The sequence below is a fragment of the Paenibacillus sp. MT86 genome (genome assembly GCF_058792535.1).
The window spans coordinates 2,311,472-2,324,697 of record NZ_CM179499.1 but is presented as its reverse complement, the minus strand read 5'-3'; the positions used below and the strand labels follow the sequence as shown (position 1 = coordinate 2,324,697).

The window sequence follows — 13,226 nt, the reverse complement described above, 5'->3', positions numbered from 1 at the left end:
GTCATCTCCTTGAAAACTCGGAAATCAAACGTTCCTGAACCTCATCCAATGTGGTCTTCTCATTCACTTTTTGTTTCGTAAAATCCCAGATTCGGCCGATGTATTCGATCGATTCATCGATGTCGGCATTCGAGCCCTGTTGGTAAGCTCCGATATTGATCAAATCCTCCGAGTCCTTGTAGATCGCCATCAAACGCTTTACGTTCTCGGAGGCATCGATTTGTTCCTCAGGCGAGATGTCTTTCATGACCCGGCTAATGCTGGCCAGCACGTCGATCGCCGGAAAATGGCCTTTGTTCGCGATATTCCGGTTCAGGACGATGTGACCATCCAGGATCCCCCTGACCGCGTCCGCGATCGGTTCGTTCATGTCGTCGCCGTCAACCAGCACCGTGTAAAAAGCGGTGATCGAACCCGTCGGACCCGTGCCTGCGCGTTCCAGAAGCTTCGGCAGACTGGCAAATACCGACGGAGTGTAACCGCGCATCGCCGGCGGTTCCCCTACGGCAAGCCCGACTTCGCGCTGCGCCATCGCATAACGGGTAACCGAATCCATCATCAGCATCACGTTCAGGCCGCGATCCCTGAAATATTCGGCGATCGTGGTGGCGATCAAGGCTCCCTTAATGCGGATGAGCGCCGGTTGATCCGAGGTGGCCACGATCACAACGGACCGTTTCAACCCTTCGGGACCCAGGTCCCGCTCGATGAAATCAAGCACCTCTCGTCCCCGTTCACCGATCAAGGCAATGACATTGACATCGGCAGAGGTGTTGCGTGCGATCATTCCCATCAAGGTACTCTTCCCGACGCCGGAGCCGGCGAATATGCCGACACGCTGGCCTTTGCCGATGGAGAGCAATCCGTCAATCGCCCGGACGCCGATGCTGATCGGCTCCTGAACCCTGGGCCGATTAAGCGGGTTCTGCGGTACGTTATGGGTGGAATAATGCGGCATGCGTGCCGGAATAATGGATCCGTCGAGCGGTTGTCCCAATCCGTCCAGCACTTTGCCAAGCAGTTCCGAACCTACCTGCACGCTCAGCGGTTTGCCTGTGCCCACTACATCGCAGCCCGGGCCAATAGAGTGAAGTTCGCCGAGAGGCATCAGCAGCACTTTATTATCTCTGAAACCCACGACCTCCGCCTTGAGCGGCTTGGATTGCTTCGTGGGATAGATGTAGCAAACGTCGCCGATACTGGCATCCGGCCCTTCGGACTCCACCATCAACCCGATGACCTGCGTAACCTTGCCGTTGATGCGGACGGGATCCAGATGTTTCAGATGGTCCATGTACCGGGCGCTATTCAGCTTCTTCATCTTGATTTCTCCGTTCCTCGACATCAAGGGCGATCCGTACGAGTTCTTTTTTGATCTCGGCCAGCTGTGTATCGATGCGTGCATCCACGCTTCCGAAGGAAGAACGGATGACGCAGCCGCGATCCTTAACCGTGGAGTCCGGCAAAATTTGAAGCTCCGCCTGGGAGTCGATCGATAATCCGAGCTCTTCCCGCGCGGCGTTTACGAATTCGAACTGATCGGGAGCTACGCAGAGGGAAATGATTCCTTTTTCCCGCTTGCGCGCCAGGTTCTTTCGAATCAGCTCCAGCGTGAATTCCGGTTCGATCGTAAGCTGACGATCCAGCACCTTCTCCGCAATGCTGCAGCTGAGCTCCACCAAAAACGGCTCCGCTTCCTGGATCAGATCTTCCTTGGCTTGGTGCGCGAGCTGAAGCAGCTCGCTCGCTTGCAGCGTCGCCTGCTCCATCAATTCCTTCATCTCAAGCTCCGCCTTGGCAGAGCCCTCCGCATATCCTTGATTAAAACCTTCCATTTTCAGCGTTTCGGACAAATCCTCATCTTGAAGCCTTCTTTCGGTCCACCATGCCTCAATCTGCTCCTGCGCTTCGGTCAACAGACGCTGCGCCTCTTCCGAGGCCTCCCGGATTTGCCTCTCGGCAAACTCTTGAGCGTCCTTCAGCATTTCATGTTTCAAACGTTCGGCTTCAGCCAGCGTTTGTACAGCGGCCGGCTCGGCCGTCGGCGGTGCAGGCTCCTCTACCGTTTCCTCGGTTGGCGAAGCGTAACGACGAGCAAGATCCAACTCTTTCAACACATCCATCGGTTTATAGTGGGACGATTTGATCAAGTTAGACAATGATGTCATCTCCTCCGCCGCGGGCAATAATAACCTCGCCCGCTTCTTCGAGTCTCCGGATCGTGCTTACGATCCGAGTCTGGGCTTCCTCCACGTCACGCAGCCGCACCGGTCCCATATATTCCATTTCTTCGCGGAAGGTTTCGGCCATCCGCTTGGACATATTGCGGAAAATAACGTCCCGCACCTCTTCGCTTGCCACCTTGAGCGCAAGCTGCAGGTCCGCGTTCTCGACGTCGCGGATGATGCGCTGTATCGAACGGTTGTCCACGTTGACGATGTCTTCGAACACAAACATCCGCTTCTTGATTTCTTCCGCAAGCTCGGGATCCTGGATTTCCAGGGAGTCGAGGATCGTCCGTTCCGTTCCGCGGTCTACGCCGTTCAGAATTTGAACGATGGACTCGATGCCGCCCGCACTGGTGTAATCCTGCGTCACCGTAGCCGACAGCTTCTGTTCCAGTACGCGCTCCACCTGAGCGATGACTTCCGGCGAGGTACTGTCCATGACTGCAACCCTGCGCGCAACTTCCGCCTGCTTCTCTTGCGGGAGCGAAGACAGGATCGCGGATGCCTGCTCGTATTGAAGATAAGACAATACGAGAGCGATGGTCTGGGCATTCTCATTCTGGATAAAGTTCAGGATTTGGCTCGGATCCGCTTTACGGGCGAAGTCAAACGGTCTTACTTGAAGCGTTGCCGTCAGCCTGTTGATCACTTCCATCGCTTTTTGCTGTCCAAGCGCCTTCTCCAAAATCTCCTTCGCGTAATTGATGCCGCCCTGCGAGATGTATTCCTGGGCCAGGCAAATTTGATGGAACTCCTGAATAATGCTATCTTTCTCGACGCTGTCGACTTTGCGAACATTCGCAATCTCGAGCGTTAATTGTTCGATTTCTTCATCTCGAAGATGCTTAAATATTTGAGCAGACACTTCCGGGCCAAGTGTAATGAGCAGTATAGCCGCTTTTTGACGTCCGCTTAACATTTGGTTATTTCCCTTAGCCAATGCTTCCACCTCTATTCCTCAGCTAGCCATGTGCGAAGTAAATTCACGAATTCATCTGGCTTCTTCTTCGCCAAGGTTTCGAGCTGCTTACGAACCTGGCTTTCATTGGTTATGCTTTCGAGATTAATCGACGGGAATTCCGTAACGGGCGGAAGCTGAATGTCCTCTTCAAGCTCCTCCTGCTGCTGTCTGCGTCTGCGGATGAAGAAATAGGTTCCTCCCGCAATCAATGCCAACGCAGCGATACCGATTCCCCATAATACAGGCTGTGAAAATACGGATTTCGGATTTTCATCCGCATTTACATTAAATACCTGCGAAATAACCGAAACTTTTTTGGACAAATCAGCGTCTGTATAAGTAGAGTCTGAATCCGAAAGCGATGCTCTTACAATATTGACCAGGATGTTCTGAATAGCCGTTCTTGTGGCATCATCCAAAGTTTGTTGCCCGGCAGGTGGTTCAACCGAGACATTAATGGTTAAATCTTTAACAGTATATGGACTTGCAATGATATCCTTCGTAATCCGGTTAACCTCATAGTTAACGGTTTTGGAGAGCTCTTCCGAATTCGTTTCTCCGCTTCCAGAATCGCTTGGATATCCCGGAACGGCCTCTTCGCCTACGCCGGCCACGCCGCCTGTAGGACTGCCGGTTCCCGAATAGTTCTTCTGGATCTCCTGAACGCTGAGCTCAATCCCCTTCATTTCTTCTTCATCCACAGGGGTTACGATGTTTTCCTTGCTTTGCACCTGATCAAAGTTCAGTTTGGAAGCTACAAGAACATTGACTTTATTCGAACCCATGTATTGCGAGAGGAATTGCTGGACATTTTGCCTTACGTCGTTTTCGAATTTTTTCTGAAGCGCGAAATTTTCTTCCACCTTGCCGATCAATCCGCCTTGACCGCCTTTAGCTGTTGCGAGCAGCTCGACTTCGTCATTGGTGATCGTAATGTTCTCGATCGGCAAATTGGGAATGGCTGTTTTCACGAGGTTGTAGTAACCGTCTATGACTTCCTGATTAGGACGATAGCCCGGTTTAAACTGTACAACCACGGAAGCGCTGGCCTGATCTTCGTTTCCGTTTTTCGCGAACACACTTTCTTTAGGCAGGTTCAATAATACCGTTGCGTCCTGAACACCCTGCATCTTCTCCAGCAGCCGTTCGACTTCGCCGTTCAGTGCATTTACATATTTCACTTCGAATTCGTTATCCGTCATCCCGATGGCTGACGCATTCTTTTCGAAGGTTTCGAATCCGATCGTGCCGTTCTGCACCAGTCCTTGTGATCCTACATCGATCTGGACTTTAGCTGCGCTTGTGCTCGGAACCAGAATGCTTCTGCCGTCCTCGCTCAGCTTGTAGGAAATCCCCTGGGTCTCCAGGTGGCTGATGATGCCTGCGGCGTCGCTGGAATTCAGATCCCGGAACGCTACTTCATACTTCGTCTTAGAGAACTGCATCGTTAGTACGACTAGAGCAATTAGAACAAATGCTACGGTAGCGATTAACATTATTTTTTGTTTGTTGCTGAATTGGTTCCAATACTGGGTCATTCTCTCCCGATATTGGGTAATTCTCTCGTTCACATTGTCACCCCATCCGAAACTTTGCTAGAAACATTTAGATTTGCGTGCGCATGATCTCTTGATAGGCTTCTACCACTTTGTTTCGGACCTGTGTCGTGAGCTGGATGCTCAACAGAGCCTGTTGGGCGGATATCATCGCCTGATCTACGTTTACTTGTCCAATCATTAATTTATCGCTCATCACGTGCGCGTTCTGTTCCTGCGCGGCCACGGAGTTCAGTGCTTCATTCAGGTAAGAGCCAAAATCTCGAATCGATTCGGAAGGAGTCGCACCATTTTTCACTTGCTCCTGCATTTGCAGCGGCTGTACACCCTGAACACTGAACATTGCATTCTGAATCATCTCTCTCTCCTCCTACTATGCTGGTCTATGTATATATCCTCGTCTTATCTTCCAATCTCCAAAGCCTTCATGATCATCGCTTTCGAAGCGTTTATCGCCGTAACGTTAGCCTCGTAAGAACGGGTAGCTGCAAGCATATCCACCATTTCCTTCGTAATATCGACGTTAGGCATAAAGACATAGCCTTCCGCATTCGCATCCGGATGTGTGGGGTTATATACCTGCTTCAACGGGGATTGATCTTCCCGCACCTGCGCAACCTTGACCCCTTGCCCTGCATTCTGACCGTTCATCTGGGCTCTGAGAAGCCCTTCGAAGGATTCCTGCTGCGGCTGAAACACAACCGTCTTTCGGCGATACGGAACGGCTTGTCCATTCTCGATTCGCGCGCGCGTGGTTTCCGCATTGGCTATGTTGGAGGAGATAACATCCATTCGAAGCCGTTGTGCCGTTAGAGCTGATGCATTAATTCCGAAGCTATTGCTAATATTCATGAATCCCTATCTCCCTTCAATAGCTGTACGCATCATTCGAATCTGCTCATTTACAGCTTGTATGTACGAATTATAACGAAGCTGATTCTCTGCAAGCAGCGACATTTCTCTGTCTGCATCGACATTATTCTGGTTGTTATTCATGGAACTGCTGCCGTCCTTTATGACCGAAGCATCCGGGATTGACCCGGTTGGACCGATGACAAAATGCCTGGGATCCGTTCTTCTGCCCTGAAGCGACAACTGGGCTCCATCCATTTCTTTCTTCAGAAGACTCTCAAAGGATACTTCGGATCTCTTAAAATGAGGTGTATCCACGTTCGCGATGTTGTTTGCAATCACGTTGTTCCTGAGATTCGCTGCATCCAAACCGCTTTGAAGCCGTTGAAAAGAACTATTATTCAACAGATTCACTAGCTCATTCCTCCTGACTGGATTTGCCGAAAGGTATTCCACTCTTCCTAGCTAAACCCTCTTTTTTCGACAAATAATATAATCCGTACGAACTAACCTAGGTCTTAAGTAGAAAAAGACAACATGATGTCACATAAACTAAGTTTCTTAAAGATTGGGACTTTTTACAATAAGAAAAAAGCCCTATCTTTTACCAAAAAGAAGGGCTTTGTGTTCATTTTTATCCGATTTTTTTCTATATTATTGCAAATCGTACCACTAAATCTGTAAATTTTAAGTGAATTTACCCGCTAGGTAGGTCCTGTTCCCATCCTGAAAATTCACAAAAAATTGCGAAATCCGTCCCGTTCCCTTCCAACATGCGAAAGCGCTTCGACATCCAGCAAGAAAGGCCGGGATGAATATCGACAATTATCTCCTTTTTGCATACCCGGCAGATAGACCTATACGAATGCAACTACAGAATATACTGGCTCAGGTCCCGATCCTGGGCGATGCCGGCAAGTTTCTCCCGGACATACTGCGGGGTGATCACCATCCGGTCCAGCGTCAATTCAGGCGCTTCAAACGACAGATCCTCCAGCAGCTTCTCCAATATCGTATGGAGCCTCCGTGCGCCGATATTCTCCGTGTTCTGGTTCACCGAAGCCGCGATTTGGGCAATCTCCCGTATCGCTTCCGGCGAAAACTCGATTTCCAGGTCTTCGGTACGAAGCAGATTGACGTATTGTTTGGTCAATGCGTTTTTCGGCTCGGTCAAAATGGAAACAAAATCGTCGAGCGACAAACTGTTCAGCTCTACCCGAATCGGAAAACGCCCCTGAAGCTCGGGAATCAAATCCGACGGCTTCGCGATATGGAATGCGCCGGCAGCGATAAACAGGACAAAGTCCGTTTTTACCGGCCCGTATTTCGTCATGATCGTGGAGCCTTCCACGATAGGCAGAATGTCGCGCTGCACGCCTTCCCTGGACACATCAGGACCCGATTGACGTCCCTGGCTGGCAACCTTGTCGATTTCGTCGATGAAAATAATCCCGGATTGCTCGGCCCGTCGTATGGACTCCTGGATGACATCATCCATATCAATGAGCTTGCCTGCTTCTTCCTGCGTAAGCACTTTTCTGGCTTCCTTGACGGATAGCTTGCGGCGCTTCGTACGCTTCGGCATCAGGTTGCCGAACATTTCCTGCATATTCATGCCCATCTGATCGTTGCCCTGTCCGGCAAACATGTCGAACATATTCGGTGCGGCATCCTCCACATCGATCTCAATCGTTTCGTCTTCAAGCTTGCCGGACAGCAGGTTAAAGCGCACCTGTCTCCGCTTCTCTTTAAGACTAACGTCCTTATCGTCCGCCTCTTCCTCATCGGCCTGGGTTTCGTTGTTTCCACCGCCAAATAGCATCTCAAAGGGGTTACGCTGGCTCTTCTGGCCTTTGGTTGAAGGCGCCAACAGCTGAACGATCCGCTCGTTCGCCATTTCCTCGGCTTTGTCCTTAACCTTCTCCGTACGTTCCAGCTTCACCATCCGGATCGCGGTTTCCACCAGATCCCGCACCATGGACTCCACATCACGGCCGACATAACCAACCTCGGTAAACTTCGTGGCCTCGACCTTGACGAACGGTGCATGGACCAGCTTGGCAAGCCTTCTCGCAATTTCCGTTTTGCCGACGCCGGTAGGACCGATCATCAGAATGTTCTTCGGTACGATTTCATCCCGCTCGTCATCGGTCAGCAGACTCCGGCGATAACGGTTCCGAAGTGCGACAGCGACCGATTTTTTAGCGTCCTTCTGGCCTACGATGTATTTATCCAGCTCCGATACAATCTGTCTAGGCGTCATCGATTCTTTACTCATCGCGAATACCTCCACCCCTGATATGGCTATATGTTGCTGCATGGCCCTCTTACAGCTCTTCAACAATAATGTTGCTGTTGGTGTAGACACACACCTCAGAAGCGATCTGAAGGGCTTCTCTGGCGATGTCTTTCGCTTCCATATGCCCTGCATGGCGTTTAAGCGCACGTCCGGCAGACAAGGCAAAATTGCCGCCTGACCCGATGGCCAGCACATCATCATCAGGCTCGATGATTTCGCCGCCGCCGGAAATCAGCAGCATCCCCGTTTTGTCCATAACAATCATCAAGGCTTCAAGTTTGCGAAGCACCCGGTCTTGACGCCAGTCCTTCGCAAGCTCGACAGCGGCCCGCTGCAGGTTTCCATGGTGCTCCTCCAGCTTGCCTTCGAATTTCTCAAACAACGTGATCGCATCCGCCACAGAACCGGCAAAACCGGCGACAACTTGTCCCCGGTAAAGACGGCGCACTTTCTTGGCGGTCTGCTTCATGACTACACTTTCACCGAATGTGACTTGGCCATCGCCGGCTATAGCTGCCGTGCCATTGTGCCGCACTGCGCAAATCGTCGTGGCGTGAAAAGTCATTTCCATGATGGCAAGACCTCCCTAAGAAAATAAGATTAGATTGTATTTAGTTCATGCTCGCTGATAAATACGCGGACCCCATCAAGAGCACGGTTCGCAAGCGCTTCGTTCTTTTCCTTTTTGTTGCGAATCCGCTTCTCTAGGCCCGGAAGAAGACCGAAGTTCGCGTTCATCGGCTGGAAATTATCAGGATCCGCATGGGTTATGTAATAAGCCATGCTCCCGATGGTCGATTCCTGAGGGAATACGATCCCCTCACGCCCCTGAGCCGCCCTTGCCGCATTAATGCCAGCAATCAATCCGGACGCCGCCGATTCGACATACCCTTCGACGCCGGTCATTTGTCCCGCCAGGTACAAATTCGGCCGTGTTTTCACCTGATAGGTTTGTTCCAGCAATTTCGGCGAATTGACAAACGTATTGCGGTGCATGACGCCGTATCGCACGATTTCGGCGTTCTCGAGTCCCGGAATCATGGAAATGATGCGCTTCTGTTCGCCCCATTTCAAGTGAGTCTGGAAACCGACAAGATTATAGAGGGTTCCTGCCGCATTATCCTGACGGAGCTGCACCACAGCATGCGGCAGCTTGCCCGTATGCGGGTTCACCAATCCAACAGGCTTCATCGGGCCGAACAAGGCGGTTTGTTTGCCACGCTTCATCATGACCTCGATCGGCATGCAGCCCTCGAAATAAATCTCCTTCTCAAACTCTTTCAACTGTGCGACTTCCGCATTGATTAGAGCGTCATAGAAAGCGTCAAACTCTTCTTCCGTCATGGGACAATTCAGATAAGCCGCTTCGCCTTTATCATAACGGGATGCCAGATAGACCTTGCTCATATCAATAGAGTCTTTTTCCACGATCGGAGCAGCCGCATCGTAAAAATAGAAATAGTCTTCGCCCATCAGCTCGCGGATTTGCGACGACAATGCCGGCGAAGTCAGCGGTCCCGTAGCAATCACAACGATGCCTTCTTCAGGTATATGCTGAATTTCTTCATTTACGACCTCGATTAACGGATGCTGATGCAAGGTTTCCGTAATTTCTCCGGAGAAGCCGTCGCGGTCGACGGCCAATGCGCCGCCAGCCGGGACGGAATTGCGGTCAGCCGATCCGATGACGAGGGAATTCAGCATCCGCATCTCTTCCTTCAATACGCCGACCGCATTGGTTAATCCGTTCGCCCGAAGCGAATTACTGCATACAAGCTCGGCGAACTTGTCCGTATGATGAGCCGGCGTCTTTACGACCGGCCGCATCTCGTATAGTGTAACGGGTACGCCTCGGCTGGCGATCTGCCAGGCAGCTTCACTGCCAGCAAGTCCTGCCCCGATAACCGTAACCCTCTGTGAATCTGTCAACGTCATTACCCCCTGTATGCCTTACAAATCTGCTGCTTCGTCCTGTTCCTCGACCATTTCGGAATAATCGCAAGAGGTACACTGAAGCTTGATGCCTTGCTTGCTTTTCTTCTCTACCATTAAACTGCTGCAATTCGGACACGGCTTCGTTGACGGTTTATCCCATGATACAAAGTCGCATTCGGGATACCGGTCACAGCCAAAGAAGACGCGCCCCTTCTTGCTCCGGCGTTCCACGACATGGCCTTCCTTGCATTTCGGGCAAGATACGCCGATGTCCTTCACGATCGGCTTGGTATTCCGGCATTCCGGGAACCCCGAGCAGGCAAGAAACTTGCCGAAACGGCCCAGCTTATAAACCATGGGCTTGCCGCATTTTTCGCAGATCTCATCGGAAACCTCATCTTCGATTTCGATTTCCTTCATTTCTTCCTCTGCTACTTCAAGCCGCTTCTCAAAGGACTCATAGAACTCTGCCAATACCTTGACCCAGTCCTCGGAGCCTTCCTCCACATGGTCGAGATCCTCTTCCATGTTCGCCGTAAACTCCACATTGAGGATTTCGGGGAAGAACTGCTCCATCTGCTCGATGACAAGCTCGCCGAGCTCGGTCGGCATGAATTTTTTCTCTTCGATGGCAACGTAGCCTCTCTTCTGGATCGTCTCCAGCGTCGGCGCATACGTACTTGGACGCCCTATGCCGAGCTCCTCCAGCGTTCGGACAAGACGCGCTTCCGTATAACGCGGAGGCGGCTGCGTGAAGTGCTGCTTCGGCTCAATGTCCTGCTTCTCCAGAATGTCTCCGGAATGAAGCTCCGGCAGGTATTTGTCTTCCTCTGTCGTTCCGTCGTCATTGCCTTCAACGTAGACCTTCATGAATCCAGGGAAACGGACCTTCGAACCGGTCGCCCGGAAGACCGTATTCCCGGCAGTGATGTCCACCGAAAGCGTATCCAGTACTGCAGAAGACATCTGGCTTGCCACAAAGCGTTCCCAGACCAGTTTGTACAACCGAAGCTGGTCGCGGCTCATATACGGCTTCATGGATTCCGGATCGCGCAGCACGGACGTTGGACGAATCGCTTCGTGCGCATCCTGGGCGTTTGCTGCTTTTTTCGAATATTGTCTCGGGCTCTCCGGCACGAACGGATCACCGTACTTCTCGGTGATGTATTCTTTCGCTTCTTCTTGAGCCGTGCCTGAGATCCGCGTGGAATCCGTACGCATGTAAGTAATTAAACCGACGGTGCCTTCCTTGCCTAACTCAACACCCTCGTACAGCTGCTGGGCTACCGACATGGTCTTGGCGGCACGGAAACCGAGTTTACGCGCAGCCTCCTGCTGCAAGGAGCTCGTCGTAAACGGCGGCGACGGGTGGCGCTGACGCTCACGCTCTTTCACTTCGCCGACCTTAAAGGAAGCATCCCGAATCGACTCGAGGATTTCATTCACTTCCTGCTCATTGGTCAGTTCCTTCTTCGCGCCGTTTAGCTGCGTGAATTTGGCTTCGAATGCGGAGCCTTTAATCGCCAGCTTAGCCGTTATAGTCCAATATTCTTCCGGAACGAAAGCGCTTATCTCATTCTCGCGGTCGAGAATGATTTTGACGGCTACCGATTGAACCCGGCCGGCCGAAAGACCCTTCTTCACTTTCTTCCATAGAATAGGACTGATCTTGTAACCAACCAATCGGTCCAAAATACGTCTGGCCTGCTGCGCATTAACCAGATCCATGTTAATTTTGCGCGGCGTTTTGAAGGCATCCTTCACGGCCGTTTTCGTTATTTCATTAAATACAACCCGCAGGCTTTGAGTATCATCCAGCTCCAACGCATGCGCAAGATGCCATGCAATGGCTTCCCCTTCGCGATCGGGGTCAGCTGCGAGGTACACTTTTTTCACCTTTTTGCTAGCATCCTTAAGTTCCTTTAAGACAGAACCTTTTCCGCGGATCGTAATGTATTTCGGATTGAAGTCGTTTTCCACCTCAACCCCGATCTGGCTCTTCGGCAAATCGCGAACATGACCCATCGAAGCCTTCACGATATACTTGCTGCCGAGATATTTGCCAATCGTTTTCGCCTTGGCAGGCGACTCTACGATGACGAGTGAATCCGCCACAGGTTCATCCTCCTCTCCAACATTCAAACTTTCCCATTATATGATTTTATATATAGCACCGGGTAATTGGGTAATCTGCTTTTTTATGATTAAAGATAACAGAACTGAATGCAAATGTCCAAAATCCCACCGGGTACGCTCGATCATCTCATCCAGCGACCCGGGACCCTGTTCGAGCATATGGTATATTTGTCGTTCGTCATTTGTCAACCCGGCTAGTTCATCCGGACGCTCCTGACGAGGGGCCCGCCGCTCCTTATTGTATGTATCCGAGACCCCTTTTGGCAACCAGGAATCATATTCTTCTATTATATCCCCGGCTTCCGTGACCATCTTGGCCCCTTGCTTGATCAAATCCAAGGTCCCTCTGCTCTTGGGTGAAGTGAGCGGTCCCGGAACGGAAAACACGTCCCTTCCCGCCTCCAGGGCCAAATCCGCCGTAATCAGCGATCCGCTGCGGGCATCCGCCTCCACCACCACGGTTCCCAGCGTCAGCCCGGCGATGATCCGGTTTCGCTGCGGGAAGAATCCCGGCAGCGCCTTGGTACCCGGCGGGTATTCGGAAATAATAAGCCCTTTAGCTGCGATCTCTTCATAAAGTGAGCGGTTCTCCGGCGGATAAATGACATCGATGCCGGCTCCGAGAACGGCCACCGTCGGCCCGCCGCTTCGCAAAGCGGTTTCGTGCACGACGCTGTCAATGCCTCTGGCCATGCCGCTGACAACCATAAGCCCCGCTCGTGTCAGCGCCTCCGACAGCATCGATGCAACCTTGCGCCCGTAGCCGGTAGGCATTCTTGTGCCGACCATCGCGATCCCCGGCGTGGACAGCAAATGAGGATTCCCAATGCAATACAGAACCCAGGGCGCTTGCTGCGACGATTTCAACATATCCGGGTAGACAGCATCAAGGGCTGTTATAATACGTATTTTTGTGCGGTTTGTCAAATTCCATACCTTGTCTTCCTCTTGTCGAAGCTCGATCTCCTCGTCATTCGACAGTTCGACACGCTTTCTTTCGACGGCGATAGGGAATTCTTTAGCCAGCTTGTTTGCTTTTTCGACAGGCAGACCGCACGCTCTCCAATCCTGCGCATCATAGGACAGCAAGCCTTCATGCAGCTCGCCGTTCAATACCATTCGGTTTATGGTCTTCCATCCGATGCCTTCGCTTTCATGCAATGCAATCAGAAGTAATCTGTCCAGCCTCATCACGCGACCTCCTTAAAATATAAAATCACAAACAAAAAAGCAACCCTTCATTTCCTAATCAGGAAATA

At 51.5% G+C, this 13,226-nt stretch carries 12 protein-coding genes; all 12 read right to left on the bottom strand.

Features of this window, described 5'->3' with window-relative positions; genetic code table 11:
- Position 1: 1 nt before the first annotated feature.
- The 12 genes from fliI to dprA all read right to left on the bottom strand — a co-directional run bounded on the left by fliI (position 2) and on the right by dprA (position 13,158).
- Positions 2–1,321 (bottom strand): flagellar protein export ATPase FliI, encoded by a 1,320-nt coding sequence (gene fliI / locus AC3RCL_RS10120; RefSeq protein ID WP_009594717.1) that lies wholly within the window; start codon positions 1,319–1,321, stop codon positions 2–4.
- Positions 1,305–2,159: a FliH/SctL family protein gene (locus tag AC3RCL_RS10115; RefSeq protein ID WP_277746393.1), complete on the bottom strand. Its 855-nt coding sequence runs from the start codon at positions 2,157–2,159 to the stop codon at positions 1,305–1,307. The genes fliI and AC3RCL_RS10115 overlap by 17 nt, the downstream gene beginning before the upstream one ends.
- Complete coding sequence (fliG, locus tag AC3RCL_RS10110; RefSeq protein ID WP_015736330.1) at positions 2,152–3,168, bottom strand: flagellar motor switch protein FliG; 1,017 nt, start codon at positions 3,166–3,168, stop codon at positions 2,152–2,154. Before fliG ends, AC3RCL_RS10115 begins: the two co-directional genes overlap by 8 nt.
- An 11-nt stretch (positions 3,169–3,179) precedes the next feature.
- Complete coding sequence (gene fliF, locus AC3RCL_RS10105) at positions 3,180–4,760, bottom strand: flagellar basal-body MS-ring/collar protein FliF (RefSeq protein WP_009594716.1); 1,581 nt, start codon at positions 4,758–4,760, stop codon at positions 3,180–3,182.
- 34 nt (positions 4,761–4,794) lie between these two features.
- The gene (fliE, locus tag AC3RCL_RS10100) at positions 4,795–5,103 is read right to left on the bottom strand and encodes a flagellar hook-basal body complex protein FliE (protein WP_009594713.1); all 309 of its coding nucleotides are present in this window, start codon (positions 5,101–5,103) and stop codon (positions 4,795–4,797) included.
- Between the two features lie 44 nt (positions 5,104–5,147).
- Complete coding sequence (flgC, locus tag AC3RCL_RS10095; protein WP_009594707.1) at positions 5,148–5,597, bottom strand: flagellar basal body rod protein FlgC; 450 nt, start codon at positions 5,595–5,597, stop codon at positions 5,148–5,150.
- A 6-nt stretch (positions 5,598–5,603) separates the two neighbouring features.
- On the bottom strand, positions 5,604–6,011 hold the full coding sequence (flgB, locus tag AC3RCL_RS10090; RefSeq protein WP_015736331.1) for a flagellar basal body rod protein FlgB: 408 nt from the start codon (positions 6,009–6,011) through the stop codon (positions 5,604–5,606).
- A gap of 457 nt (positions 6,012–6,468) precedes the next feature.
- Positions 6,469–7,875: an ATP-dependent protease ATPase subunit HslU gene (gene hslU / locus AC3RCL_RS10085; RefSeq protein WP_096774516.1), complete on the bottom strand. Its 1,407-nt coding sequence runs from the start codon at positions 7,873–7,875 to the stop codon at positions 6,469–6,471.
- A 49-nt stretch (positions 7,876–7,924) separates the two neighbouring features.
- On the bottom strand, positions 7,925–8,467 hold the full coding sequence (hslV, locus tag AC3RCL_RS10080) for an ATP-dependent protease subunit HslV (protein WP_006211334.1): 543 nt from the start codon (positions 8,465–8,467) through the stop codon (positions 7,925–7,927).
- A gap of 29 nt (positions 8,468–8,496) precedes the next feature.
- On the bottom strand, positions 8,497–9,831 hold the full coding sequence (gene trmFO / locus AC3RCL_RS10075; protein ID WP_375120308.1) for an FADH(2)-oxidizing methylenetetrahydrofolate--tRNA-(uracil(54)-C(5))-methyltransferase TrmFO: 1,335 nt from the start codon (positions 9,829–9,831) through the stop codon (positions 8,497–8,499).
- Between the two features lie 15 nt (positions 9,832–9,846).
- Positions 9,847–11,946, bottom strand: coding sequence for a type I DNA topoisomerase (gene topA, locus AC3RCL_RS10070; RefSeq protein ID WP_096774518.1), 2,100 nt, complete (start codon positions 11,944–11,946; stop codon positions 9,847–9,849).
- A 36-nt stretch (positions 11,947–11,982) separates the two neighbouring features.
- A complete protein-coding gene (gene dprA, locus AC3RCL_RS10065; RefSeq protein ID WP_492535320.1) occupies positions 11,983–13,158 on the bottom strand; it encodes a DNA-processing protein DprA in 1,176 nt (391 codons plus the stop codon).
- Positions 13,159–13,226: the final 68 nt, after the last annotated feature.

What these genes read in the sequence shown, in the direction of transcription:
- hslU (WP_096774516.1), bottom strand. Translation starts at nt 7,875, where the DNA reads ATGAGTAAAGAATCGATGACGCCTAGACAGATTGTATCGGAGCTGGAT.
- trmFO (WP_375120308.1), bottom strand. Translation starts at nt 9,831, where the DNA reads ATGACGTTGACAGATTCACAGAGGGTTACGGTTATCGGGGCAGGACTT.
- fliI (WP_009594717.1), bottom strand. Translation starts at nt 1,321, where the DNA reads ATGAAGAAGCTGAATAGCGCCCGGTACATGGACCATCTGAAACATCTG.
- dprA (WP_492535320.1), bottom strand. Translation starts at nt 13,158, where the DNA reads ATGAGGCTGGACAGATTACTTCTGATTGCATTGCATGAAAGCGAAGGC.
- flgC (WP_009594707.1), bottom strand. Translation starts at nt 5,597, where the DNA reads ATGAATATTAGCAATAGCTTCGGAATTAATGCATCAGCTCTAACGGCA.
- hslV (WP_006211334.1), bottom strand. Translation starts at nt 8,467, where the DNA reads ATGGAAATGACTTTTCACGCCACGACGATTTGCGCAGTGCGGCACAAT.
- fliE (WP_009594713.1), bottom strand. Translation starts at nt 5,103, where the DNA reads ATGATTCAGAATGCAATGTTCAGTGTTCAGGGTGTACAGCCGCTGCAA.